General features: G+C 60.6%; 23 protein-coding genes. 9 read left to right on the top strand and 14 right to left on the bottom strand.

What is annotated here, in order from left to right; translation table 11 throughout:
• Positions 1–89: 89 nt before the first annotated feature.
• From rsgA to D882_RS0103785, 4 genes are all read left to right on the top strand, one after another.
• A complete protein-coding gene (rsgA, locus tag D882_RS0103770; protein ID WP_027921992.1) occupies positions 90–1,121 on the top strand; it encodes a small ribosomal subunit biogenesis GTPase RsgA in 1,032 nt (343 codons plus the stop codon).
• 212 nt (positions 1,122–1,333) lie between these two features.
• Positions 1,334–1,741, top strand: coding sequence for a TIR domain-containing protein (locus tag D882_RS0103775; protein ID WP_027921993.1), 408 nt, complete (start codon positions 1,334–1,336; stop codon positions 1,739–1,741).
• Positions 1,742–1,743: 2 nt separating this feature from the next.
• On the top strand, positions 1,744–2,703 hold the full coding sequence (locus D882_RS0103780) for a caspase family protein (RefSeq protein ID WP_027921994.1): 960 nt from the start codon (positions 1,744–1,746) through the stop codon (positions 2,701–2,703).
• Positions 2,703–3,188: a toll/interleukin-1 receptor domain-containing protein gene (locus D882_RS0103785; protein ID WP_027921995.1), complete on the top strand. Its 486-nt coding sequence runs from the start codon at positions 2,703–2,705 to the stop codon at positions 3,186–3,188. The genes D882_RS0103780 and D882_RS0103785 overlap by 1 nt, the downstream gene beginning before the upstream one ends.
• Before the next feature lie 45 nt (positions 3,189–3,233).
• Here D882_RS0103785 and motB read toward each other — a convergent pair whose 3' ends face one another.
• On the bottom strand, positions 3,234–4,277 hold the full coding sequence (gene motB / locus D882_RS0103790; RefSeq protein ID WP_027921996.1) for a flagellar motor protein MotB: 1,044 nt from the start codon (positions 4,275–4,277) through the stop codon (positions 3,234–3,236).
• Between the two features lie 162 nt (positions 4,278–4,439).
• Positions 4,440–5,291: a flagellar motor stator protein MotA gene (gene motA / locus D882_RS0103795; RefSeq protein ID WP_027921997.1), complete on the bottom strand. Its 852-nt coding sequence runs from the start codon at positions 5,289–5,291 to the stop codon at positions 4,440–4,442.
• Positions 5,292–5,457: 166 nt separating this feature from the next.
• On the opposite strand from motA, the gene D882_RS0103800 reads away from it, so the two are divergent.
• Genes D882_RS0103800 through asd form a run of 3 tightly spaced genes read left to right on the top strand, consistent with a single transcriptional unit; the run spans position 5,458 to position 8,731 of the window.
• The gene (locus D882_RS0103800; protein ID WP_027921998.1) at positions 5,458–6,996 is read left to right on the top strand and encodes an HDOD domain-containing protein; all 1,539 of its coding nucleotides are present in this window, start codon (positions 5,458–5,460) and stop codon (positions 6,994–6,996) included.
• Between the two features lie 42 nt (positions 6,997–7,038).
• Positions 7,039–7,854, top strand: coding sequence for a thiosulfate sulfurtransferase (gene rhdA, locus D882_RS0103805; RefSeq protein WP_027921999.1), 816 nt, complete (start codon positions 7,039–7,041; stop codon positions 7,852–7,854).
• 16 nt (positions 7,855–7,870) lie between these two features.
• The gene (gene asd, locus D882_RS0103810) at positions 7,871–8,731 is read left to right on the top strand and encodes an archaetidylserine decarboxylase (protein WP_027922000.1); all 861 of its coding nucleotides are present in this window, start codon (positions 7,871–7,873) and stop codon (positions 8,729–8,731) included.
• A 1,494-nt stretch (positions 8,732–10,225) separates the two neighbouring features.
• Here asd and D882_RS1000000133425 read toward each other — a convergent pair.
• Entirely contained in the window at positions 10,226–10,339 is a 114-nt protein-coding gene (locus D882_RS1000000133425) for a hypothetical protein (protein WP_371258935.1), read from the bottom strand.
• A gap of 340 nt (positions 10,340–10,679) precedes the next feature.
• On the bottom strand, positions 10,680–11,894 hold the full coding sequence (serB, locus tag D882_RS0103820; protein WP_027922002.1) for a phosphoserine phosphatase SerB: 1,215 nt from the start codon (positions 11,892–11,894) through the stop codon (positions 10,680–10,682).
• A 135-nt stretch (positions 11,895–12,029) separates the two neighbouring features.
• Here serB and D882_RS0103825 point away from each other — a divergent pair, with 135 nt between their 5' ends.
• Complete coding sequence (locus D882_RS0103825; RefSeq protein WP_027922003.1) at positions 12,030–13,562, top strand: AhpA/YtjB family protein; 1,533 nt, start codon at positions 12,030–12,032, stop codon at positions 13,560–13,562.
• Positions 13,563–13,814: 252 nt separating this feature from the next.
• Here D882_RS0103825 and D882_RS0103830 read toward each other — a convergent pair whose 3' ends face one another.
• The 9 genes from D882_RS0103830 to D882_RS0103870 all read right to left on the bottom strand — a co-directional run bounded on the left by D882_RS0103830 (position 13,815) and on the right by D882_RS0103870 (position 23,217).
• Positions 13,815–14,528 carry a membrane integrity-associated transporter subunit PqiC gene (locus D882_RS0103830; RefSeq protein ID WP_027922004.1) on the bottom strand — a complete coding sequence of 238 codons (714 nt, stop codon included), beginning with the start codon at positions 14,526–14,528 and terminating at the stop codon, positions 13,815–13,817.
• Positions 14,529–14,704: 176 nt separating this feature from the next.
• Positions 14,705–16,972, bottom strand: coding sequence for a DNA topoisomerase IV subunit A (gene parC, locus D882_RS0103835; RefSeq protein WP_027922005.1), 2,268 nt, complete (start codon positions 16,970–16,972; stop codon positions 14,705–14,707).
• A 7-nt stretch (positions 16,973–16,979) separates the two neighbouring features.
• Positions 16,980–17,504 (bottom strand): TIGR02281 family clan AA aspartic protease, encoded by a 525-nt coding sequence (locus D882_RS0103840; protein ID WP_027922006.1) that lies wholly within the window; start codon positions 17,502–17,504, stop codon positions 16,980–16,982.
• Positions 17,501–18,490 (bottom strand): esterase-like activity of phytase family protein, encoded by a 990-nt coding sequence (locus tag D882_RS0103845; RefSeq protein ID WP_027922007.1) that lies wholly within the window; start codon positions 18,488–18,490, stop codon positions 17,501–17,503. Before D882_RS0103845 ends, D882_RS0103840 begins: the two co-directional genes overlap by 4 nt.
• Positions 18,490–20,394, bottom strand: a complete 1,905-nt coding sequence (parE, locus tag D882_RS0103850) for a DNA topoisomerase IV subunit B (RefSeq protein WP_027922008.1) — start codon at positions 20,392–20,394, stop codon at positions 18,490–18,492. Before parE ends, D882_RS0103845 begins: the two co-directional genes overlap by 1 nt.
• A gap of 54 nt (positions 20,395–20,448) precedes the next feature.
• Positions 20,449–21,057 carry a YqiA/YcfP family alpha/beta fold hydrolase gene (locus D882_RS0103855; protein WP_027922009.1) on the bottom strand — a complete coding sequence of 203 codons (609 nt, stop codon included), beginning with the start codon at positions 21,055–21,057 and terminating at the stop codon, positions 20,449–20,451.
• A gap of 184 nt (positions 21,058–21,241) precedes the next feature.
• Positions 21,242–22,057 carry a 3',5'-cyclic-AMP phosphodiesterase gene (gene cpdA / locus D882_RS0103860; RefSeq protein WP_027922010.1) on the bottom strand — a complete coding sequence of 272 codons (816 nt, stop codon included), beginning with the start codon at positions 22,055–22,057 and terminating at the stop codon, positions 21,242–21,244.
• Between the two features lie 99 nt (positions 22,058–22,156).
• On the bottom strand, positions 22,157–22,609 hold the full coding sequence (locus D882_RS0103865) for a DUF1249 domain-containing protein (protein ID WP_027922011.1): 453 nt from the start codon (positions 22,607–22,609) through the stop codon (positions 22,157–22,159).
• Positions 22,600–23,217 carry an NUDIX domain-containing protein gene (locus D882_RS0103870; RefSeq protein WP_027922012.1) on the bottom strand — a complete coding sequence of 206 codons (618 nt, stop codon included), beginning with the start codon at positions 23,215–23,217 and terminating at the stop codon, positions 22,600–22,602. Before D882_RS0103870 ends, D882_RS0103865 begins: the two co-directional genes overlap by 10 nt.
• 228 nt (positions 23,218–23,445) lie before the next feature.
• On the opposite strand from D882_RS0103870, the gene D882_RS0103875 reads away from it, so the two are divergent.
• Positions 23,446–24,192, top strand: a complete 747-nt coding sequence (locus tag D882_RS0103875; protein ID WP_027922013.1) for an RsiV family protein — start codon at positions 23,446–23,448, stop codon at positions 24,190–24,192.
• On the opposite strand, the gene cytX is transcribed toward D882_RS0103875, so the two are convergent.
• Entirely contained in the window at positions 24,161–25,453 is a 1,293-nt protein-coding gene (cytX, locus tag D882_RS0103880; RefSeq protein ID WP_027922014.1) for a putative hydroxymethylpyrimidine transporter CytX, read from the bottom strand. The two genes, D882_RS0103875 and cytX, sit on opposite strands and share 32 nt — an antisense overlap.
• Positions 25,454–25,466: the final 13 nt, after the last annotated feature.

Consider the following 25,466-nt stretch of genomic DNA (forward strand, 5'->3'; position numbering starts at 1 on the left):
TGCTGCGCAGTTTAGCCTAGGCAACCGGCGGGGCGTGCTAAACTCGCGGCCGTTTTACCTAATCGCTGCATTCTTGATACGGAACACCCATGGCCAAACGCCAACTCAATCGTCGTCAAAACTGGCGCATCGAAAAGATTCAGGGCGAACGCGCTGCCCGCGCCGCCAAACGCGAGTCCTCGGCTGTCGAGGCACTTGAGGGTGGCGACCTGGGCCCGGAACAGACCGGGTTGGTGATCGCGCACTTCGGCGTACAGGTCGAAGTCGAAGCCCTCGAGGGCGAACTGGCCGGTGAAGTGTTCCGTTGTCACTTGCGCGCCAACCTCCCGGCACTGGTGACCGGCGATCAGGTGGTCTGGCGTGCCGGCAACCAGGGCATCGGTGTGATCGTGGCGCAACTGCCACGCAAAACCGAACTCTGCCGTCCGGACAGCCGTGGTCAGCTCAAGCCTGTGGCCGCCAACGTCGACATGATCGTCATCGTCTTTGCCCCGCTGCCCGAGCCTCACGCGAACCTGATCGACCGTTATCTGGTCGCTGCCGAGCACGCCGGTATCCGGCCACTGCTGTTGCTCAACAAATTCGACCTGATCGACGAGCAGAACGCCCCGGCTCTGAATGCCTTGCTGGCGGTCTACCGCACGCTCGGTTACCCGGTGCTGGAAGTCTCGGCGCATCACGGCAATGGCATGGAGCAACTGCAGGAACAGCTGGACGGGCGCATCAGCGTGTTCGTCGGCCAGTCAGGCGTCGGCAAGTCGTCGCTGGTCAACAGCCTGCTGCCGGAAGTCGAAGCCCGCGTCGGCCCGTTGTCCGAGCTGTCCGGCCAGGGCACTCACACCACGACCACCGCGCGGTTGTTCCACTTCCCCGGTGGCGGTGAGTTGATCGACTCCCCGGGTATTCGTGAATTCGGCCTCGGCCACGTCAGCCGCGCCGACGTCGAAGCCGGTTTCATCGAGTTCAACGACCTGATCGGCACCTGCCGCTTCCGCGACTGCAAGCACGACCGCGAACCGGGTTGCGCCCTGCTCAAGGCCCTCGAAGAAGGCCGCGTGCAGCAGCAACGGATGAACAGCTACCGCTCGATCATCGCCAGCCTGCCTGAAACCAGCTACTAAACAGACGCGCCCATCGCCCCGTCACTGACGGGACGGTGGGCCGCTTGTTGCGACCTACACATTTCCCCGCTGATTAAACGTCAGACACCTCTGTAGGACTTCCGCACGCCCGCTGGAAGGATCCGTCTCTTTAACCGCGCAGGCCTTGTTGCGGCCAATCAAGTGCATACATTCAAGCCCTCTTCGCATTCCGGCGATACCGAGGGACGACCATGCAAACCTATCATTTGTTCATCAGCCATTCGTGGAGCTACCCCCACGCCCACGACAATCTCGTGCGCCTGCTCAACGCCAAACCCGGCTTCACCTTCAAAAATTTTTCAGTGCCGACGGACAACCCGATCGTCGACGCGCAGACCGACAAGCAACTGGAAACCGCCATCGAAAACAAAATCCGCCCCTGCTCGGCGGTGCTGATCATGGCGGGGATGTATTCGACCTACAGCAAGTGGATCAACAAGGAAATCGAGATCGCCAAGCGGATGGGCAAGGTGATCATTGCGGTCAAGCCGTTTGGGGCAGAGCGGATTTCCACGGTGGTGCGTGATGCCGCGCACGCCGAATGTGCGTGGAACACCAACAGCATCGTCAACGCCATTCGCCTGCACACGGCGGTGTAAGCATGCGCAAGGGACTGTTCATCGGCATCAACCACTACACCCATGTGTCGCCATTGAGTGGCTGCAACAACGACGCGATGGCCATGGCCTCGGTGCTGGAGCGCCACGCCAACGGGCGTCCGAACTTCAGCAGCAAGGTCCTGACTTCGGCGGAGGAAAACCTCACTCATACGAACCTGAAGCAGCAGATCCAGAGTCTGTTTTCCGGCGATTGCGATGTGGCGCTGCTGTACTTCGCCGGTCACGGCCAATTTGATACCAGCATCGATGAAGGCCTGCTGATCCCTCAGGATTTCGGCCAAGGCGTCGAAGGCATCCGCATCAGCGACATCCTCAACTGGGCGGAAAACGCCCCCCACATCAAGAACAAAATCATCATCCTCGACTGCTGCCAGGCCGGCGCGGCGGCAGCCATGCGCGGGTTGCGCGGTGGTAGCAGCGTGATCAGCGAAGGCCTGACCATTCTCACTGCCTGCAAGAAAGACCAGGTGGCGCTCGAAGGTCGCGGCCACGGCGTGTTTACCGACCTCCTGCTGCAAGCACTGCACGGTGGAGCTGCCAATGTGCTGGGCAAGGTCACGCCGGGTAGCGTGTATTCGTTCGTCGACAACGCGTTAGGGGCATGGGAGCAACGGCCGGTGTTCAAGACCAACGTTTCGCAATTTGTGCCGCTGCGGGAAGTGACGCCGCTGATTGCCGAAGAAACCCTGCGCAAGCTCAAGGACTGGTTCCCCGAACCTAGCTACGTATTCCCGCTGGACCCCAGTTATGAACCGACCGAGGCCGCGTTCGATTCCGACAACGGCGACATCTTCAAGCAACTGCAAAAGTGCAACCGCCACAGCCTGATCGAACCGGTAGACGCCGAGCACATGTACTACGCCGCCCTGCATTCCACCGGCTGCCGCCTGACCGCCCTCGGCGCCTACTACCGCGAACTCGCGATCAAAGGACATTTCTGATGCCTGTGTTTATCAGCTACCGCCATAGCGACCGCCCCCACGCCATCGCCATCAACTCCCGCCTGATTCAGGCCAACATCAAGACCTACTTCGACGTGCTGGATCCGGAATCACAGACCACTGACGACATCACCGGGGTCATCACCCGCAACATCACCGCGTGCACGCATCTGATTGCGGTGGTCTCGGGCAAGACCGCGTTGTCGTGGTGGGTGCCGTTTGAAATCGGTGAAGCGACCATCAGTAATCGACGGATCTGCTCATTCAAGACAGAACCGGCGGAACTGCCGCTGTATCTCGATAAATGGCCCAAGATCAGCACCGACAGGGATCTGGAGTTTTTCATCGATGCCTATCGAGAGGAAGTGGCGACCAAGCGCTCAATGACACTGGATTCAATCAGCGAATCCCTTTATGGCACCTACAAACGCAATGCCGAGCTGTTCCACGACCAGCTCAAGAACCGTATTCAACGGGGTTTCTGACAGGCACAAAAATTAAGCCGACATCGCTGTCGGCTTTTTTGTCGGTCACTGCTTCGGCGGTTCAGCCGGTTTCGGTGCCGGGTTTTCGAAGATATTCAGACGCTCACGAAGCTCATGGGCCGGCAGCGGCTCTTTGTCCGCCGGCAAGGCGTTCGGGTCAACTGGTTTGGCCGGCACTTCGCCCGGACCGCCCTGCCCTTGTGCTGCCGGGGCTGGTGCCGGCTCTGGCGCAGGTTCTGCACCTTGCGAGCCTTCAATGGCCTTTTGGGCTTTCTTGGTCAGTACCACGATGTCGATGCGGCGGTTGACCGGATTGAACGGGTTCTCGCGGTCGAACAGTGCCGACGAGGCATAACCGACCACCCGCGCGACCTGTTGATCCGGATAGCTGCCGGCGACCAGCGCACGGCGAGCGGCGTTGGCACGGTTGGCCGAGAGTTCCCAGTTGCCGAAATCGCCGGTACCCGAGTACGGCTTGGCATCGGTGTGACCGCTGATGCTGATCTTGTTCGGCACCGCTTTGATGGTGTCAGCCATGGCCAGCAGGATGTCTTCGAAGTACGGTTTCAAACGCGCACTGCCGGAGTCGAACATCGGGCGGTTTTCGGCGTCCATGATCTGGATACGCAAACCGTCCTGCGTGATCTCGAACAGGATCTGGTCCTTGAATTTCTGCAGCTGCGGATTTTCATCGACCTTGTTCTGCAATTCTTGCAGCAACAGTTCCAGGCGTTCCTTCTCGACCTGCTCGGCCATGCCTTCGACCTGTTCGGTGTCGACAGTGACGCGGTCTGGCTGCGGCTGGGATTTCACCTCGGGGTTGAGGGTTTTCTCCGGCGCCAGGGTCGGGGAGCCACCCAGATCGATGATGTACGGCGTGCCACTTTCGGTAAAGCCGACCGGGTCTTTGAAGTAACCGGCGATGGCGATCTTCTGTTCCGGGGTGGCGGTGGACAGCAGCCACAGCACCAGGAAGAACGCCATCATCGCCGTCGCGAAGTCCGCGAAAGCGATTTTCCAGGAACCACCGTGATGCCCGCTCGCGTATTTCTTGACGCGCTTGATGATGATCGGCTGGTTATTTTCCATACAGAGTGCTCTGTCTCACAAATACTGTTCCTTTTTGACGGTGCCTGTTGTCGCCATACGGCGTTGCCGCTCCTCGCCATAGCGAGCTATGACTCGTCTCGGCGCCTTGTCTGGCAACAACAGTCACTCGCCAAAAAAGGAACGTATTTGCAAAACAGAGCACTATCGACCGCGAACCGCTTGTTCCAGCTCAGCGAAGCTAGGACGGTGCGCCGGGTACAGAACCTTGCGACCGAATTCCACGGCCAGCGATGGCGGCATGCCGGACGCCGAGGCCACCAGCGAAGCCTTGATGGCCTCGTAGACGTTCAGTTCTTCCTTGGCATCGTGGGCCAGGGCATGAGCCAGCGGGCCAAAGAAACCGTACGCCGCGAGAATACCGAAGAAGGTACCGACCAATGCCGCACCCACGTGTACACCGATCATTTTCTGATCGCTTTCACCCAGGGAGGCCATGGTCACCACGATACCCAGTACCGCCGCGACGATACCGAAACCCGGCATGGCGTCAGCGATGCCATTCACCGCGTGGGACGGGTGATCGAGGTCTTCCTTGAGGCTGGTCAGTTCCATGTCGAACAGGCCTTCCAGCTCATGGGGAGCCATGTTGCCGGAGGACATGATGCGCAGGTAATCGCAGATGTACGCGGTCATGCGGTCATCTTTGAGCACCGCCGGGTACTTGGCGAAAATCGGGCTCGCGGCAGCATCTTCGATGTCGCCTTCGATGGCCATCATGCCTTCGCGGCGGCTCTTGTTGAGGATCTCGTAAATCAGCCCCAGCACTTCAAGGTAAAAGGTGTGGTTGAAGCGCGAGCTGAACATCCCGAAGGCTTTCTTCAGAACGTTTTTGACCATGTGGCCAGGGTTGGCTTGCAGGAATGCGCCAAAGGCTGCACCACCGATAATCATCACCTCGAAAGGCTGGATAAGGGCAGCAATCTTGCCGTGGGAGAGCACGTACCCGCCGAGCACGCTCGCGAATACGACAATGATGCCGAGAATTTTAGCCATAGGTAGGAGAGCACTTACTGAGTCGGGTTCAAGGTCATATTCGGAGGTCGAAAAATCTCTTCTTCTCCTTATCGGCAAAACTGCGCCAGACTATAGGCCGTTCAAGCGAAAAGCTAATTTAGCCTACTCCGGGCATAGGTAATGCAGACGAAGATTGCGTCCAACCATGGCTAACCAGACGAACACTCCCACTCAAAAACCGACCACTCTAGAAGGCTGGGTCAAGCTTCTCGATGGCGTGCGCCTGCCGGTTCCGCAAGACAGCCATGACCGTGTCTGCAGAGCTATCGCCGATAACCGCAGCTCACTGCGTGATATCGCCGAATTGATGCAAGACAGCCCGGCCCTGGCCTTGAGCATCATTCGTGAAGCCAATCGCCATACCCACGGCAGCATGACCGAGCCTGCGGAAAACCTGGAAGTGGCGATCAATCGCCTCGGCTTGAAACGCACCGAAGAACTGCTCGCCCGCCTCCCCGCCGAACCCCAAATGCAGATCCCGCTTGCCTTGCGCCAGTTGCAATTGATCAGCCAGCACGCGACGCAACAGGCCAATGGTTTTTTTGCCAGTCGCCTGGCTCGGCTGTGGCAGGACATTCATTGGGGCAGTCTGCTGTTCCTCTCGCCGCTGTGGCCGATGGCGTTGACCTATCCGCAATTGCTCGAAGAATGGGAACTGCGGGTCATCCATAAAGGTGAGTCGGCGCGCAAGGTCGAAAAGCAGTTGTTCGGGGTGCGCCTGCTGGATATTTGCCAGGCCCTGGTGACCATCTGGCGCCTGCCGATCTGGGTAGAACAGGGTTATCGCCTGCTGCTGACCGAGCAGCGCGAACTGGTCAAAGTGCTGCGCATTGCCCGCGATAGTGATCATCCGTTGCGCCAGCAAAACCGCCTCGATGACGATCCGACCCTGCGGCGCTGGCTCAATCAGCCGGCCAATACCGTGCTGCTGGCCAACGGTCTGGCACTGTCGGCGCAACAGGCGTGGGACAGCCCGCACAGCGAGCGCTGGCAATACCTGACCAGCCTTTACCTGCAAATGCCCATGGCCGACGTGCAGCAACAATTGCACCAACAGGCCGCCAACAGCGCCCGACTGCATGCCATGCCGGACCTCTGGCACCCCGCTGTTTCGCTGCTTTGGCCGTGGGGCATGAACCGGGTCCACGCCGCCTTGCTGCCGGCCCCGGCGCCGACCACCGAAGACCTGGCGAAGTGGCGCAGCCAATGCGCCGAGTTGCTGGTGGAGCCAAGCCCCTTCACCAACGCGATGCACTTGACCACCTCCGCCCGGGACGCTCTGGTCGCGTGCGGCATGCGTCGCGTCATGATCTTGATGGCTGATCGCACGCACGCCAATCTGCGGGTGCATCAGGTTGCCGGTTTGTCAGCAGAAGCGGCCGGGCTGAATTTCGCGGTGAGCCAAAGCTCTGTGCTACAACGTTTGCTCTCGCAACAGGCCCAAGTGCGCCTGACACCGGCCAACACCGCGCAGTTCTCGGCGTTGTTGCCTGGCAACCTGCGCGCGCAGTTCCGTGGCGAACACTTGATCCTGCGCTCACTGGTCAATAATGGTCGGGTGATCATGGTGGTGGTGGCGGATCAGGGCGGCGGGCCGTTCTCGGAAATCACCGTGCAAGCCTTCGGCAAAACCGCGCAGTGCATTGAGAAAGCCTTGAACACCTTTAGCCACCGCGGCCAATGACGCTGCGCTACAATCCACCCTTTTGTGCCCTGGAGACCTCACATGTCTGACTTCTCTGGCTTGCCGCTGGTGATCGAGCCGAGCGACTTGCTCCCTCGCCTCGAGGCCCGCGATCTGATTCTGGTGGACCTGACCAGCAGTGCCCGCTATGCCGAAGGGCATATTCCCGGCGCGCGTTTTGTCGATCCGAAACGCACGCAACTCGGTCAGGCGCCGGCACCGGGATTGATGCCGCCGCAAGCGGCACTTGAAGCGCTGTTTGGCGAGTTGGGCCACAACCCCGATGCGGTGTACGTGGTGTATGACGACGAAGGTGGTGGCTGGGCCGGGCGTTTTATCTGGCTGCTGGACGTCATCGGCCACCGTAAATATCACTACGTCGACGGCGGTCTGACGGCCTGGCTGGCAGAAGGCATGCCGATGTCGATCCAGATCCCGGCCCCCGTTGGCGGCCCGGTGAAATTGACCCTGCACGACGAACCCACCGCGACCCGCGAGTACCTGCAAAGCCGACTCGGCGCCGCCGACCTGGCGATCTGGGACGCGCGCGGGCCGCTGGAGTACTCCGGCGAGAAAGTGCTGGCGGCCAAGGCCGGGCACATTCCGGGCGCCGTCAATTTCGAGTGGACTGCCGGCATGGACAAGGCGCGTAACCTGCGCATCCGCACGGACATGCCGCAGATCCTCGAACAGCTAGGGATCAGCAAAGACAAAGAAGTCATTACTCACTGCCAGACTCACCACCGTTCTGGCTTCACTTATCTGGTGGCCAAATCCCTCGGTTATCCGCGGGTCAAAGGCTACGCCGGTTCCTGGGGCGAATGGGGCAACCACCCCGACACCCCCGTAGAGATTTAAGGTTTAAGGACAGTTAATGAACAAGCGTCTGTTTATCCTCAGCCAATACCTGCTGCCCCATCACTTGCTCTCGCGACTGGCCGGCTGCATTGCCGAATGCCGCGTGCGCTGGTTCAAGAACGCCTTTACCGCCTGGTTCGCCAAGCGTTATCAGGTGGACATGTCCCAGGCGCTGGTCGAAGACCTGACTGCCTACGAACACTTCAACGCGTTCTTCACCCGCGCCTTGAAGGACGGCGCTCGTCCGCTCGACGAAACCCCGGGGGCGATCCTCAGCCCGGCCGATGGCGCAGTCAGCCAGCTCGGTCCGATCGAACACGGTCGAGTGTTCCAGGCCAAGGGCCACAGCTTCAGCGTGCTGGAGTTGCTGGGCGGTGACGCGGCCAACGCCGCGCCGTTCATGGGCGGTGATTTCGCGACTATCTACCTGTCGCCGAAGGACTACCACCGCGTGCACATGCCGCTGGCCGGCACCCTGCGCGAGATGGTCTACATCCCGGGCCGGATTTTCTCGGTCAACCAGACCACCGCCGAAAACGTGCCGGAGCTGTTTGCCCGCAACGAACGTGTGGCGTGCATTTTCGACACTGAGCGCGGGCCGATGGCCGTGGTGCTGGTGGGCGCGATGATCGTTGCGTCGATCGAAACCGTCTGGGCCGGGCTGGTCACGCCGCCGAAACGCGAATTGAAAACCTTCCGCTACGACGAAGCCGCGCGCGCGCCCATTCATCTGGAGAAAGGTGCGGAACTGGGTCGCTTCAAACTGGGTTCGACCGCTGTCGTGCTGTTCGGGCCAGACCAGGTCAAATGGGCCGAAGAACTGGCGGCCGGTTCGCCGGTACAGATGGGCCAGGGCATGGGTCTGCCTAAGGCATGATCCGCTGATCCGCTCTTGCGAACATCTTCGGAGGGGCGGATACACACCCGGTGGCGACCGCTCTGGTTGTCCCGCGCTGATGGACATAGCTGCTACAGTCAGGTCATTCACTGCCCATTGACCGGCTGGAGTTTTTCCACGGCATGAATGAAACCAGTCCCCACCTGCTGCTAAGCGCCCCGCTCCCCGCGCAATTGCGCCTGACTTTCTGCGAAGCCACCCCACGCGACCTCAAGCGCTGGATCGCCGCCCTGCCCAAAGCCAACATCGGCGAAACCGCGCGCCAGCTCTATCAAGCCTTGGGTGAACTCAACCAACTGCTGACACCGAGTGCCAATCGCCTGCCCATGCTCGAGCTGCTCAGGCCCGAGGTGTATTACGTCTGCAGACACCTGGAGCGGCATTTCCTGCACCAGGCGATTGTTCTCGACGAGCGTTCGCGCAAGATCGCCAACCTTTGCCAGGCCCTGCAAAGTCATTTGGCGATCGGCTACAAACAGATCGTCATCCGAATCACGCCTCGTTTCAGCAAAGACCGTGCGCCACTGCTGGCGCAAGCGTTGCAACGGGCACTCCATTGCCTGAACGGTCAGTTGATCCGCGCCACTCAGCTCTACTGCCCAGTGCCGGACGGTGTGTGGCTGGAATTGCATCAGTTGTACCGGATCGGCTGCGAACACCGGTTGCAACACCTGAGCCTGCGCGATGAACTGGCCAGCCAGACGCACTCCCTGAGCATCGAACAGACTTACGCCGTCGCCCTGCTGCTGGGTGCGTCACGCTGCAATCAATTGCGCCAGAACCAGATCGCCCGCCTCGCCGAAGCGCTGGAAGCCTGGAGTCATCGGGTCAAACTACCAGCCGATGGATTGTTCGCCGTCGCGCCGGACCTCGACACTGGCCCGCGTTACCGCAACAAGTTCCGGGCCGGGCAGCAAGCCGGTTTGCTGGGGTTTGATCCGCAGCCACTGGTCGACACCATCGAAACACACTTGCAAGGCAATAAAGACGCCTTGCCCGTACCCACAGGTCTTAGCGTGGACACGCTGCAGCACCTGCACGCCGCCTGGGGCCAAGCGGCCGAGCGCAGTTTTCAGCGAACGGCCGGTCAAGGTACGTTGACGCTGTGCGTGGGGATGAGCGCACTGCACTTTTATCTGGGCGGGCAGCGCTCATTCAGCGACCTGTTGAAAAACCCTGGCCACCGGCCCGCGCAGTTTTCGGCAATGCCTGCGGCCAGTCGGGACAGCGACCCCTGGCATCAGGCGTTCGATGCCGCGTCACAGGGCACTGCCGATGCCTTGCTGCCCTACGAAGAAATTGAATACCCGCAACTGCAAAATGACGACAGCAAAGAGGCCGACAGCAACCGGCATTTTCCGACCTATGCTCTGCCCGTCATCAATCACAGTCCAGGCGGTTATTGCCTGGCCTGGCCCAACGCGGTGCCCGCCGAGTTACAGGCCGGTGAGATGGTCGGGATTGAGGATTCAGTCAATAAAGGCTGGAGCATTGCGGTCGTGCGCTGGATTCGTCAGGTGCGCGGTGGCGGTACGCAAATGGGCATTGAGCAGGTTGCGCCCTTCGCCGAGCCTTGCGGGCTGCAATTGGTGCGCAACCGGGATGACCACAGCCAGTACTTGCGCGGGTTGTTGCTACCGCAGATCAGTGCCATCGACCTGCCCGCCACCGTGCTCGCCCCGCGTTTGCCGTTTCAGGAAGGCAGCAAGGTGCTGATCAACACCAACGGCCAGGAACGCCGGGCCGGGCTGGATCGGCGGGTGGCGAGTACCCACAGTTTTAATCAGTTTGCGTATCGGTCGCTGGAGACAAGTAGAAACGACAACGCCGCAGGGAGCGGCGTTGGGGAGGTGTTTGATTCGTTGTGGCCTTCGCTGTGAGTGTGGCCTGAAAGACCGCGATGAGGCCAGTTCAGACCGTGACGACCTCAGAGCTGCCCGTCACGGTCCCGAAAACCCAACAGGTACAGCACGCCATCCAGCCCAAGCGTAGAAATCGCCTGTTTCGCCGACTGTTTCACCAACGGCTTGGCCCGGAACGCCACGCCCAATCCGGCAATCGCCAGCATCGGCAGATCGTTGGCGCCGTCGCCGACCGCGATGGTCTGCTCCAGACGCAAACCTTCCTTATGCGCCAGCTCACGCAGCAGATCCGCCTTGCGCTGCGCATCGACAATCGGCTCGACCGCCACACCGGTCACCTTGCCGTCGACCACTTCCAGTTCGTTGGCAAACACGTAGTCGATACCCAGCTTTGCCTGCAACTGCTTGGCAAAGTAGGTAAAGCCACCCGACAGAATGGCGGTCTTGTAGCCCAGGCGCTTGAGTTCGGCGAACAGGGTTTCGGCACCTTCGGTCAGGCGCAGGGACGCGCCAATCGAGTCCAGCACGCTGACGTCCAGGCCTTTGAGCAGCGCCAGGCGCTCTTTGAAGCTTGCGCGGAAATCCAGTTCGCCGGCCATCGCCCGCTCGGTGATTTCAGACACCTGATCGCCGACGCCGGCTGCCTTGGCCAGTTCGTCGATGACTTCGGCTTCGATCAGGGTCGAATCCATGTCGAACACCGCCAGCCGACGGTTACGACGGAACAGTGAATCTTCCTGGAAGGCGATGTCGACGTTCAATTCCTGCGCAACGCTGAGGAACTCGGCCCGCAGCGCCTGCGGATCGGCCGCTTCGCCCCGCACGGAAAACTCGATGCAGCCCTTGCCCTTGTCGGCCGGGGTGTCCAGCGGCATGCGCCCGGACAAGCGATCGATGTGATCGATGTTCAGGCCATATTTCGCGGTGATCGAACTCACGGCCTGCAATTGCCCGGCGGTCACTTTGCGGGTCAATAGCGTCACGATGTGGCGCTTTTTGCCCTGGTTGCCGACCCACTGCTGGTAATCCTCTTCGGACACCGGCGTGAAACGCACCTGCTGGTCGAGCTCGTAGCCCTTGAACAGGATGTCCTTGAGCACCGACTTGCCTTGCTCGGTATCCGGAATTTCAACCAGGATGCCGAACGACAGGGTGTCGTGGATCACCGCCTGACCGATGTCGAGAATGTTCACACCACCCTGGGCCAGAACGCCGGTAATGGCCGCAGTCAGACCCGGACGGTCGACTCCCGTGATGTTTATCAGGACGATTTCGCGCAAGGCGCACCCCCGCAAGTGGAAAAAAACCGCATTCTACCCACTTTCAGTGACCATCGGGCACCGTGAGCGCTTTGCCGGTCTAGGGCCTGTCGCTATACTGCGCGTCAACTTCACGGACAAAAGAGCCGAGCTCAAGTGAACCGGCCCACGCCAGTAAAAACCGATAACTTCTTTCTGCTGATCTTCCGGGCACTGCGCCATCGCCGTGTACCGATTGCATTGCGCATCGCCAGCCATAACGTGATCCTGGTCGCTCTGGCCCTGGTGATCTACGCCTGCGTGATGGGTTTGCAGTTCAAGCAGGCCATGCACGAGCAGGCCGATGCGCTGGGCGAAAGCCTGACCACGCAGACCGCCACGTCCGCCACGGAGCTGTTGGTGTCCAACGACATCCTCAGCCTCAACGTGCTGCTCAACAACCTGACCAAGAATAAACTGGTGGCCCACGCCGCCATTTATAGCGTGGATAACCGCATCCTCGCCGAAGCCGGTCAGCGCCCCAAGCACAGCCTGTTGGGCGAAGCCGAGGGCATGTACCAGAGCAAGATCACGTTCCAGGACGTGACCGCCGGGCAACTGCGCATCAGCCTGGACATGGATCAGTTCCAGCAGCCGATGACCATCAGCCTGCAAAGCATGGGCATTTTGAGTGCGATACTGCTGGCCCTGTCCCTGGCCTTGAGCCTGCGCCTGGGTCGGCACATCTCCACGCCGCTGCTGCAATTGCGCGTGTGGCTGCGCAATATCGACGAATACACCCCGGCCACCGAGCGCCAGGATGAAATCGGCGACCTTGCCCGTCAGCTGCACGCCAATTTCGCACCAGAGCCGGCCGAACCCGAGCCAGCGCCAGAACCCGAGTACGACGAGAGCGACTACGAAGACGCGGACGACAACGAACCGACCTTCGAAGTGCGCAACTTGCGTGACCCGAGTTTTGACGAAACCAAGCCTGTGGCAGCCCTCAAACCGGCGCCACGGCACATTGTCAGCACCGCTGAAGACGATGACGACGATGATGCGTTTGCCGATCTGCGTGACGAGTCGGTCGCCAGCGCGCCGAAACCGGCGGCAAAACCGGTGATCTCGAACGTGCCGCAACACAGTGCGGTCCTGGCCGTGCAACTGGGCGCCCAGGATCAACTGCGTCGCCTGCCTCGCACACGCCTGGAAGAATTGCTGAAACGCTATCGCGACTGCCTCGATCAGGCCGCTTCGCTCTACCAGAGCGAACTGCATACCCTGAACGATGGCAGCACGCTGATGCTGTTCCACACCGAAGACAGCGGCGACGACTACCTGACCAACGCCATCTGCTGCGGTGAGCTGCTGCGAGCGCTGGGCCATCAGTTGCAGATCGAAGTCGCGGACAGCGGCATCACCCTGCAATTGCAGCTGGGTCTGACGCTGGGTGAAGAGTTGTTCGGTATGAGTCAGATCGACTTGCTGCTGACCGAGTCCGCCCAGGACGCCCTGGCCCTGTCGCAACACAGCCGCAACCTGCTGCTGGTGGAACGCAAGATCAGTGACGATGCACTGATCCGTCAGCGCGCACGGATTCGTCCGATTGCCAGCCCTGAGGGGGCTTGCTGTGTGGAGCGGCTGATGGAGCCTTATCCGTCGATGCTGGAGCGGCAGTTGGCGCGGATGCATGAGCGTCGGGCGTAAGCACTAGCCCCCGCTGTAAAAAAACCCGCAGATGAGTGATTGTCTGCGGGTTTTTTGTTGTCTGTTCTGGCCTCATCGCGAGCAAGCTCGCTCCCACAGGGATCTGTTGTGGACGCCGCCTCTGTGAACGCCAGAGACCCCCTGTGGGAGTGAGCTTGCTCGCGATGAGGCCGTCAGCAGCGCCGTAGACCTCCAACCTGCAGAAACAACAAAGCCCGCACAAGGCGGGCTTTGCTTTGGATCAGTCCAGGCTTAGAACCTGAACACTTCCATATCGGTCCGGATCGGTGACGCCATCGGGATCTTCGGTTGTTTCTCTTGCTCTGTCGCCGGTGCTACAGGCTTGGCAGCTGATTTCTTTGGCGCCTCAGCAATCGGTGGCTGGTTGGCCAATGGTTTCAACGCCACCGACAATTGCTCCGCCAGACGCTGCAACAACACCCCCTGAGCCTGAACCTGCGCCGCTGTGCCGCCCGCGTGCTGTTCCTGCAAATGAATGATGCGGTTGTCGCGAACCTGGCCACGACGATCAATCAAACGCCATTGCGCATCGAGGATGGCCGGTTGCGACTCACCGGAGTCCAGGCGAGTAATCGTCAGCAGCACCTGAACATCCGGCGTGAAACCGAGGGTCGCGGGCGCCAGCACAACACGCTGACTGTCCAGACGACCGGCTACCTGACGCAGCAACAACTGATCGATGTCCGAAGACAGGCTCCCGGCCCATCGACCGTCGGTCGACGCCTGAAGGCTGCCATCGGGCTGACGCTGCAACAGGGTTTCACGTTGCAGGTAATCAGCGACGGTTACCGGGCCCAACAATACGGCCATGCCCGCGCTTTGCGCAGGCGCAACCGGACTTCCACTGTCCAGTTGATACAGCGACACCGGCTGGTGAACGCTGCAACCCGCCAGGCCTAAAACGCCAGCGAGCATCAAAATAAAAGGAAGGCGCAGAGCAGTCATCGTCCCATCCAGGTGGCCGCCACAAGGCTGACCACAGTGAAAATACTCAATAAATGTGAAGAACGCTCGGCCACGCCGGCGCTTGAAAGGCCATATCATCCGTGAATATGCGTTCCGACTCCAGCGCCAATGCGTCGATCTACGCGTTAAATCGTAGATCGAGCGGTCTAGGACGCCTAATTGAGGTTTTCGACGAGCAGCGCATCGACCCGCTGGAAGCCACGTGGCAATTTGTTACCACGACGTCCACGCTCACCTTTGTAGTGTTCGAGGTCGTCTGCTTTCAGCGACAAGGTACGTTTCCCGGCCTGCAACACCAAAGTGGCACCCTCCGGCAGCACGGCGATGTCCGTGACATATTCTTCGCGATTGGCCACGCGTTCACCGGTGATGCCGATGATCTTGTTGCCTTTGCCCTTACCTAATTGTGGCAGGTCGCTGATCTTGAAGATCAGCAGGCGACCTTCGGTCGTGACCGAGGCCAGCCAGTTGCTCTCGCGATCGGCGACCGGGCGCGGAAGAATGACTTTCGAGTTGCTCGGCAGGCTCAGCAACGCCTTGCCGGCCTTGTTCTTGGCCTGGAAATCTTCACCTTTGACCACAAAGCCATACCCGGCGTCGGAGGCGATCACGTACAGCGAATCGTCTTCCGGCATCAACACGCATTCGAAGCTCGCGCCTGGCGGTGGCGTCAGACGACCGGTCAACGGCTCGCCCTGGCCACGGGCCGAAGGCAACGTGTGCGCCGCCACCGAATAACTGCGACCGGTGGAGTCGATAAACACCGCAAACTGGTTGGAGCGCCCGGCTGCGAGGGCCTTGAAGCCGTCACCGGCCTTGTAGGAAAGCCCGGTGGCGTCGATTTCGTGACCTTTGGCTGAACGGACCCAGCCTTTTTCCGACAGCACGACCGTCACTTTCTCGTTCGGCAGCAGGTCGTGCTCGGTCAGGGCCTTGGCCTCGGCGCGCTCGACAATCGGCGAACGACGGTCGTCGCCATAAGTTTCGGCGTCCTTGATCAGCTCGGTGCGCACCAGTTTTTTCAGCTTGGCTTCGCTGCTCAGCAGCGCTTGCAGCTTGGCTTGTTCCTTGAGCAGTTCATCCTGCTCGGCACGCAGTTTCATTTCTTCCAGTCGCGCCAACTGACGCAAACGGGTGTCGAGGATGTAGTCGGCCTGGATTTCGCTCAGGGCGAAACGCGCGATCAGGGCGGCTTTTGGGTGCTCCTCGGTACGGATGATGTGAATCACTTCATCCAGGTTGAGGTAGGCAATCAACAAACCGTCCAACAGGTGCAGGCGACGCTCGACCTTATCGAGGCGGAATTGCAGGCGGCGACGCACGGTCTGCACCCGGAATTCCAGCCATTCGACCAGCAGCGCCCGCAGGTTTTTCAGCTGCGGCTTGCCGTCCAGGCCGATGATGTTGATGTTGACCCGGTAGCTCGACTCCAGCTCGGTGCTGGCGAACAGGTGCGTCATCAGTGCATCGTGGTCAAAGTTTTTGCGCGCCCCCGGGATGATCACGATGCGGCACGGGTTTTCGTGGTCGGATTCGTCGCGCAAGTCAGCAATTTGCGGCGCCTTGGACGGCTTGGCCTGCATCATCGCGGCGATCTGTTCCAGCACCTTGGCACCGGACACCTGGTGCGGCAGCGCGGTGACAATAATGTCGCCGTCTTCGATGTGGTACACGGCGCGCATACGCACCGAGCCCTTGCCGGTCTCGTACATTTTCAGCAGGTCGGCGCGCGGGGTGATGATTTCCGCTTCGGTCGGGTAATCCGGGCCCTGGATGTGTTCACAGAGCTGTTCGACCGTGGCTTTGGGCTCATCAAGCAAACGCACGCACGCCGTCGCGACTTCGCGCAGGTTGTGCGGCGGCACGTCGGTGGCCATGCCCACGGCGATGCCGGTGGTGCCGTTGAGCAGGATGTTCGGCAAACGTGCCGGCAACACCAACGGTTCGTCGAGGGTGCCGTCAAAGTTCGGGCCCCAGTCCGCCGTGCCCTGGCCCAGTTCGCTGAGCAGCACTTCGGAATAACGCGACAGCCGCGCTTCGGTGTAACGCATGGCGGCGAAGGACTTGGGATCATCCGGCGCACCCCAGTTACCCTGACCGTCGACCAGCGTGTAGCGGTAGCTGAACGGCTGGGCCATCAGGACCATGGCTTCGTAGCAGGCCGAGTCGCCGTGCGGGTGGAACTTGCCGAGCACGTCACCAACGGTACGCGCCGATTTCTTGTGCTTGGAATCGGCGTCCAGCCCCAACTCGCTCATCGCGTAGATGATGCGTCGCTGTACCGGTTTCAGGCCGTCGCCGATATGCGGCAAGGCACGGTCCATGATCACGTACATGGAGTAGTTGAGGTAGGCATTTTCGGTGAAGTCAGCCAGTGACCGGCGTTCTACACCGTCCAGGCTGAGATCAAGGGAGTCGCTCATGCGGGCCTCATCGGTTCGTTGTCTGGCGCAGCAGCATGGTGCCACCGCGCTGGGTAAATTCAAGTTTGTTCAGTGCGCTCATGCCGAGCAGCACCTGCTTACCTTCCAGGCCAGGGGCGACCAGCGCGCGAACATCACGCAACACAATGTCGCCCAGTTGCAGCCGGTCGATGCGGGTTCGATAGCCCTCGCTCAGACCGTTGGCCGTGCTCAGGGTCACCCCGAAGCCTTGTTCCAGTTTCAATCCCTCGGCCACACTGGCCGGAATTGACACATCCGTCGCCCCGGTATCGAGCATGAAATCCACCGGGTGGCCGTTGATCGCGCCGCTGGCGACAAAATGCCCCTGAACGTTGCTGACCAGCTTCACTTCGATAAACCCATCGCCCTGCTCGGAACTGACCACCCCATTCGGGTTTTGCTGCCGCTCTTCCCACTGCCCGAAAAACCGCGTGGCCAGAAACAGCGCCGCGCACCAGGCCAGCACCATCAACACACGACCGGCGCGCTTGCCCGGCGGTTGTTGACTCACGGCTTGGCGCTCCAGCCACCTTCAGGCGCGGCGAAGCGCCAGACAACCGGGCGAACTTCACCATCGGTACGGGGCCCGAAATTGTTGTCGACGCCAATCCAGGCACCGTCAGCGTCAATGATCAACGCCTCTTCCAGACCGTAGTTCTGCGAATAACGGCGGTTTTCCTGCAACAACTCGGCCGCATACGACCAGCAGCGTTCGACCTTGGCCGTCTGCGGGTCGCGGCGACAGATCTGATAGGCGTTGCGCTCAAGGGTAAACAACTTGCCCTCGAACAATGACAGGTCGGAGAAATCCCGGTTAACCGGTTTGGCATGAGGGAACTGCGGCGGCTGCATTTCCATGCCCGCTTCGCTCAGCAGCACACAGCCACCGTCGCAATCCCATACGGTCTGTTTGCGCTTGATCGTCAACAAGCCGCGGCTTTGACGTTCGGCAGCGAACCATATTTGATCGCCCGCCGGATTGATCGCCAGCCCCTCGAACAGCGCATTGAACTGCAACAGCATGCCGCTGGCACGCGCTTCGCGAACCAGCATTGGCGAGATTTTCAACCAGCTCGCCGGCCCTGTAGGGGGTACCAGGAGGACGGCCGCATGGCCTTCGCTGACAATGTAGCGATTGCCGGCGCTGTCACAGGTAATGCCTTCGAAATCCAGATCGCCGCCACGCACGAACGACGCCGCCCAGGTTCGCGCACGCAACCCCCAGGGCAATCCGTTGTCCGGCACCGGAGGTACGCCGAGGCCCACGCTTTCGGCCTGCCAGGTCGCGTTGCTGGTATCAAGGCGGTAAATCTGATCGTCGTCGCGATCCGAGACCGTCCACAGGTCCTTGCCGCACTGGGCCAGTCCCGACAGGTTGCCGCCGCGCATACCGTCAACGGGATGCTCGGAGACCACGCGCAATTCTGGTGCCGGTTCAGCAAAGGCCAGAACCGGGGTCAGAAGCAACGCACACGCCAGGGCAAAGCCAAGCCGCATCAACCAAGAACCTCGGCCAGGTTGCCCTTGGATTCCAGCCAGGACTTGCGGTCACCGGCACGTTTCTTCGCCAGCAGCATGTCCATCATTTCCGAGGTCGCAGCGAAATCGTCCAGGGTCAACTGCACCAGACGCCGGGTGTTCGGGTCCATGGTGGTTTCGCGCAGTTGCGGCGGGTTCATTTCACCCAGGCCTTTAAATCGGGTGACCTGCGGCTTGCCGCGTTTCTTCTCGGCGACCAGACGATCGAGAATGCCATCGCGCTCGGCTTCGTCCAGGGCGTAGTAAATCTCCTTGCCCAAGTCGATGCGGTACAGCGGCGGCATCGCGACGTAGACGTGACCGGCATCCACCAACGGGCGGAAGTGCTGGACGAACAACGCGCACAGCAGCGTGGCAATGTGCAGACCGTCGGAGTCGGCGTCGGCGAGGATGCAGATCTTGCCGTAACGCAGCTGGCTCATGTCCGCCGCACCCGGATCGACACCGATGGCCACGGCGATGTTGTGCACTTCCTGGCTGGCCAGCACTTCGCTGCCATCGACTTCCCAGGTGTTCAGAATCTTGCCGCGCAACGGCAGGATCGCTTGAAACTCTTTGTCTCGTGCTTGCTTGGCGGAACCGCCGGCGGAATCACCTTCCACGAGGAACAGCTCGGAACGCATCGGTTCCTGCCCGGCGCAATCGGCGAGTTTGCCCGGCAGCGCCGGTCCTGCGGTGACGCGCTTGCGCTCGACCTTCTTGCTCGCCTTGAGGCGGCGGCCGGCGTTGTTGATCGCCAATTCCGCCAGGAGCATGCCGGTTTCCGGGTTGGCGTTGAGCCACAGGCTGAACGCGTCCTTGACCACACCGGAAACAAACGCCGCCGCTTCACGGGACGACAAACGCTCTTTGGTCTGGCCGGAGAATTGCGGCTCCTGCATTTTCATCGACAGGACGAAGGCGATGCGTTCCCAGACGTCTTCCGGCGCCAGCTTCACGCCGCGTGGCAGCAGGCTGCGGAATTCACAGAATTCGCGCATCGCATCGAGCAAACCCTGACGCAAACCGTTGACGTGTGTACCACCCTGGGCCGTCGGGATCAGGTTGACGTAGCTTTCCTGAACCGCGTCGCCCCCTTCCGGCAGCCACAACAGCGCCCAGTCGACCGCTTCTTTATTACCGGCCAGGCTGCCGCAGAACGGCTCGTCCGGCAGGCGTTCGAATTCGCTGACGGCGTCGACCAGATAGGAACGCAGGCCGTCTTCGTAATGCCATTCGACTTTCTCGCCGGTGGCTTTGTCTTCAAAACTGACCAGCAGCCCCGGGCAGAGAACGGCCTTGGCCTTGAGCACGTGCTTGAGGCGGCTGATGGAGAATTTCGGCGAATCGAAGTACTTCGGGTCCGGCGCAAAGAACACGCTGGTGCCGGTGTTGCGCTTGCCGACGGTGCCGACCACTTCCAGTTCGGTTTTCTTGTAACCGTCGGCGAACGTCATCTGGTATTCGTTGCCGTCACGCTTGACGCGCACCCGGACTTCGGTCGACAAGGCGTTGACCACGGAAATACCCACCCCGTGCAGACCGCCGGAGAACTGGTAGTTCTTGTTGGAAAACTTGCCGCCCGCATGGAGCTTGGTGAGGATCAGTTCGACCCCGGACACGCCCTCTTCCGGGTGAATGTCCACCGGCATGCCACGGCCGTCATCGCTGACTTCCAGGGAGTGATCGGCGTGCAGGATGACCTGCACCGAAGTCGCATGCCCGGCCAAGGCTTCGTCGACGCTGTTGTCGATGACTTCCTGGGCAAGGTGGTTCGGCCGACTGGTGTCGGTGTACATACCGGGGCGTTTACGCACCGGGTCGAGGCCCGAGAGGACTTCGATGGCGTCTGCGTTATAAGAGCTAGCGCTGGGAGTGGCCATGGGGTCTCGTCGTCCGCCTGTAAAAAGAGTGTTCGTTTAATAAGGGGCGAGGGTTCACAGTGCAGTGAAATCGATCGCCTGATACAAATCTGCGCCGATGCCGGCAAAACTCAGCATCGCCGGCAATTGCGCGGCGAAGCCCTGGAAACCATGGTCGCCACCGGCCTGGATGCGCAAGGCGCAGGCCCGGTAATACTGCTGGGCGAGGCGATAGTCCAGCGTTTCGTCACCGGTCTGCAACCACACCTGATACCGCTGCGGGTCCCGGGGCGCCGGCACTTCCAGTTCGGCCAAAGCTGTCACGTGGTCGTGGGTCAATTCCCAGGCTTCATCGGTATACAGGTTTTTCTGCGTTCCCAGGTACCCGTCGAACATCCGGTGCGGACTGACGGCCGGGTTGATCAGCAAAGCCTTGAGGCCATGACGCTCGGCCAAGTGAGTCGCATAGTAGCCGCCGAGTGAGCTGCCGACCAGCAGTGGCCGCCCCAGCACTTCAATCGCCTGCTCCAGCTGACCGATGGCCTCGCGCGGGTGGTGATGCAAGGCCGGAACGCGCAGTTGATCGCTCAGGCCGAGTCGGTCCATCACCTGCATCAACTGCGTAGCCTTTTTCGACGAAGGCGCGCTGTTGAAACCGTGGATATAAAGGATCGAACCTGACATTTGAGCTCCCTGTGCGCCGGGTAAAGAGGCGCAGTTTACAGGGAGTCGGGGGGATCGGGGATATCCTTGAAATTCGTGGTGCCTTTGAGGGCGCCATCGCGAGCAGGCTCACGCCTACAGGGGTATGCATTCCAATGCAGGAGTGAGCCTGCTCACGATGGCCGCCCCCGGTCTTACTGAATACTCAATAGCCGTTAGAGCCGTAATCAACCTCAAAATCAAACCCGGTGACTCGTTCCACCCCGGTTTCAATCTGCCCATCCGGCAACAACCGCAACCAGCGATACCCCGGCGCCTGCTCCCCGACCTTGAAATCATCGCTGCCCGGCTCGAACTGAATGCAGGTCGACGGCGAGGCGATCAAACGAACGCCATTACGCAGCTGATCAATCTCCTGATGCACATGCCCCCACAAAACCGCCCGCACCTGCGGAAAACGATCCAGCACTGCAAACAGCGCCTCAGGATTGCGCAAGCCGATCGGCTCCATCCAGGCACAGCCAATCGACACCGGGTGATGGTGAAAACATACCAGATGATGCCGCTCCGGCGCCTCGCTCAGCGATCGAACCAACAGCTGCAACTGCTCATCCTGCAAGTACCCCGGCACCGAACCCGGCACGGCGGAATCAAGCAAGGTGACTCGCCAGTTGCCGACATCCACCACCGGTTCCAGCAATGCGCTTTTCACCGCGGCCTCGGCCATGATCTGTGGCTCATCGTGATTGCCGGGAATCCAGCGCGCCGGCGTATCGAGTTGCCCGGTCAGGTCGCGAAACTGTTGGTAGGACTCCAGCGTCCCGTCCTGAGACAGGTCGCCGCTGGCAATGATCAGATCGATATTCGGCTGCTGAAGCTGCACCAGTTCGATGACTTTTTGCAGGCTGTCCCGCGTGTTCATACCCAGCAACGTCCCGTCCGCTTCGGCGAACAGATGGCTGTCGGAGAGTTGCACCAGCAACGCCGGATCGGCGGTGGTCAATGTGGATACGCTCGGCAAGGCGTTCTCCCAAGGCAGAATCACGGGGGTGGATAGGTGCCGCAATTATGCTGGGGGACGCTCAAAAGGGGAAACCTGTGAACCTGACGCAGTTCACAACTACCGCACAACGGCGTACTCGTGGCCGCACGCCAGGCAATGGCTCAGCCACTCACCCAGAAACATATTCAGCTGGGCCTTTTCGTCCGGCTGGTGCATCGAGGCGTTCGGGTAAGGATAGATGCCGCGAAAACGCCGCGCATGTTCGGCGCTGACCACTTCGGCCATGCAGGCGTCGTGGTAGACCTGCACTTCCAGCTGCGGAATCGGCAGCCACGGCAGGCTGTGCTCCTGACGCACTTGCAGGGTCGTGGTGTACGGACAGACCTGCAACACTTCCAGCGCCAGCACGCCAAGCATCTGTTCGCCATGCGTTACGGCAATGCGCCGCGCCGCCGGCTCGTCGCGCATGTCCGGCAACAGTCGCATCAAGCGCGCGTAGTTCGCCTCACAGGAAGCTTGCAGCCCCGCAAGGTCCACCCGATAGCGATCGCGCAGCTTGTTTACGACCATAACCCCCTCACTTCAGCGCGGTTTAAAGCTAACCATTGCAAGGCAATGATGCTGGCCGCGTTGGCAATTCGTCCGTCGCGCACGGCCTGCAAGGCATCTTCTAACGCCCAGACCGTGACGCGGATATCTTCAGCTTCTTCCTCCAGCCCATGCAGGCCGCCAACCCCGGTAGAGTCGCAACGCCCCAGGAACAGGTGCACGAACTCATTGCTGCCGCCCGGCGACGGGAAATATTTGATCATCGGCCAGAGCGCCCCGAACACAAGCCCAGCTTCCTCCTGCCCTTCGCGGTGAGCAACTTCTTCCGGCACTTCTTCCTTGTCGATCAGACCAGCGACCAGCTCGATCAGCCAGGGGTTGTCGGTCTTGCCCATGGCGCCGACGCGAAACTGTTCGATCAGCACCACTTCGTCACGCTGCGGATCGTAAGGCAACACACACACGGCGTCGTGGCGCACGAACACTTCACGATTGATTTCACGACTCATGCCGCCGGCGAACAACTCGTGGCGCAAGTGCACACGGTGGAGCTTGTAAAAGCCCTCGTAACACATTTCGCGCCGAACGATATCAACGGTGGTCGGAATGGCGTTGGCAAAATCAGTCATGACAATCCTCTTTACTGCAAATCCGTTACGAGGCTCCTTTTTGTTACCTGCAACCTCGACTTCGCGCCATCCTAACGCGCCTGCGACATTTGATGCAGCCCCTTTCCCGTCAGCGGGATAGACGGTGAGGGCGAAACCAACTCTAATTAGCTTAGTGGCGAACTGACTGCTTCGTTGAGAGTCGAAGCGGATAACTTTTTGCCTTTCCCTGTTTTACAAAGGACGCCCATGTCGCTTTTTAAAATCGCCTCCGTGGCCGCAATCGCCCTGACGCTGGGCGCCTGCCAGAGTCTGTTTCAGCCCAACTACCGGGCGCCGCTGGAAACTACCCGCGACGCTACCGAAACCCTGAAACCGGGTTGCACCACACCCGATTGTCCGCTGGTGAACATCGATACATTGCGCTTCCCCGCCGAACCGCAGCTGGACGGCATCGTCGAAAAACGCCTGCTGCAAATGACCCGCACCACACCGGAGGCCCCGGTGGCTCCGACGCTGACGGCCTATCGCGATGAGTTTTTGCGCACCGCCGGGCCGCGCTACAGCAGTTACCTGCAAGCCAAGGTACGTGAGCAGCATGACGGCTTGGTGATCGTCGAATTTTCCAGCTACCTGGACACCGGCGGCGCTCATGGCACACCGGGCCGCAGCTTTATCAACTATTCACGCCAGCAGCACAAAGTGCTGACGCTGTCGGACATGTTGGTGCCGGGTCAGGAAGAAGCGTTCTGGAAGGCGGCGCAAGTGGCGCACAACAGCTGGCTGATCAGCACCAAGCTCGATCAGGAACCGGAGTTCGTGAAGAGCTGGCCGTTCCAGAAAACCCAGAACGTGGCGCTGACCTACGGTGGGGTGATCCTCAAGTACGAAACCAGCACCATCGCGCCATACGCGCTGGGCCATGTCGAACTGAAGATCCCCTACCCTCGCCTGAATGGCATCATCAAGCCCGAGCTGTTTCCCGGCCGTAACTGAAAGCCCGGCCCAGCACCAGCTGCAGCAGCCCTGCCAGAATCAACGACGGCAGGGTTGCGCCGATGTCCGGATACAGATTGGCCAGCAAGTGATAGGTGCTCACCCCGCCCAACCAGGCGAGCAACGCCGGCCAGCGCAATGCGGCTGACGCCACCTGAGCCGAACGCTTGCGCAGAATGAAGTGATCCACCAGCACCACGCCGAACAGCGGCGCAAACACCGAACCGATCAACAGCAGGAAGTTCTGGTACTGGGCCAATGGCGCCAGGCACGCGATCAGTGTGCAAATCACGCCGATGGCCAACGCCAGATGCTCGACTTTCAAGCGCAACAGAATCCCGCTGGAAACGGCCGCCGAGTGAATGTCGGCGAAGGCGTTTTCCGACTCGTCCAACAGGATCAGCAACAGCGGAATGCCCAGGCCTGCACCCGCCAGCGCCAGCAACAAGGCATTCACTTCACCGCTCGGCGCGAACGCCAGGGTGTAGGCCACGCCCAGGCTCATCAGCCAGAAATTACCGATAAAGAAGCCCAGCGCGGTGCCGCCGAAGACGTTTTTCGCACGCTTGCCGAAACGCGAGTAGTCGGCAATCAGCGGCAGCCACGACAGCGGCATCGCGATAGCAATGTCGAAGCCGACAGCGAACGGCATCGAACCATCACCGGCCTGCGCCCACAAGGCAGCCAGATCGGCTTTGGCGAACAGGTTCCAGGTCAGCCAGATGCACGCGGCCAGCAACAGCCAGATGCCCCACTTGCGCAGGATCTGCCGCACGAATGTCAGAGGACCGCTGACGGCCAGCAACGTTGCCAGACCACCGAAGACAATGGTCCAGAGCAGCGGATTCGACAGCAGGCTGCCTTCGCTGAACGCCCGCGCGCCGAGCAGGCTGGCGGCATCACGCATGACGATGATTTCGAACGAGCCCCAACCGATCAGTTGCAGCAGGTTCAACACGGCCGGCAGGCTCGCGCCACGTTTGCCGAGGCTGAGTTTGAGCGCGGCCATCGACGACAGGCCGGTATCACTGCCGATCACGCCGACGGCGGCCAGCAGCAGAACGCCGACCAGGGTGCCGAGGAAGATCGCCAGCAGTGAGCCGGACAGGCCCAGGCCTGGCGCGAGCAAGGCGCCGGTCTGCAGCACCATCAAGCCGATGCCGAGGGAGAACCACAGGGAAAACAGATCACGACCGCCGAAAACGCGTTTGTCGGTTGGCACGGCGATGCCAGGGGAATAAGTACTCGGTTGAATGCTCAAGGGTGTTATCTCA

The sequence above is a fragment of the Pseudomonas sp. URMO17WK12:I12 genome, assembly GCF_000514395.1.
In the GTDB taxonomy this organism is placed as follows: Bacteria; Pseudomonadota; Gammaproteobacteria; order Pseudomonadales; family Pseudomonadaceae; genus Aquipseudomonas; species Aquipseudomonas mucoides.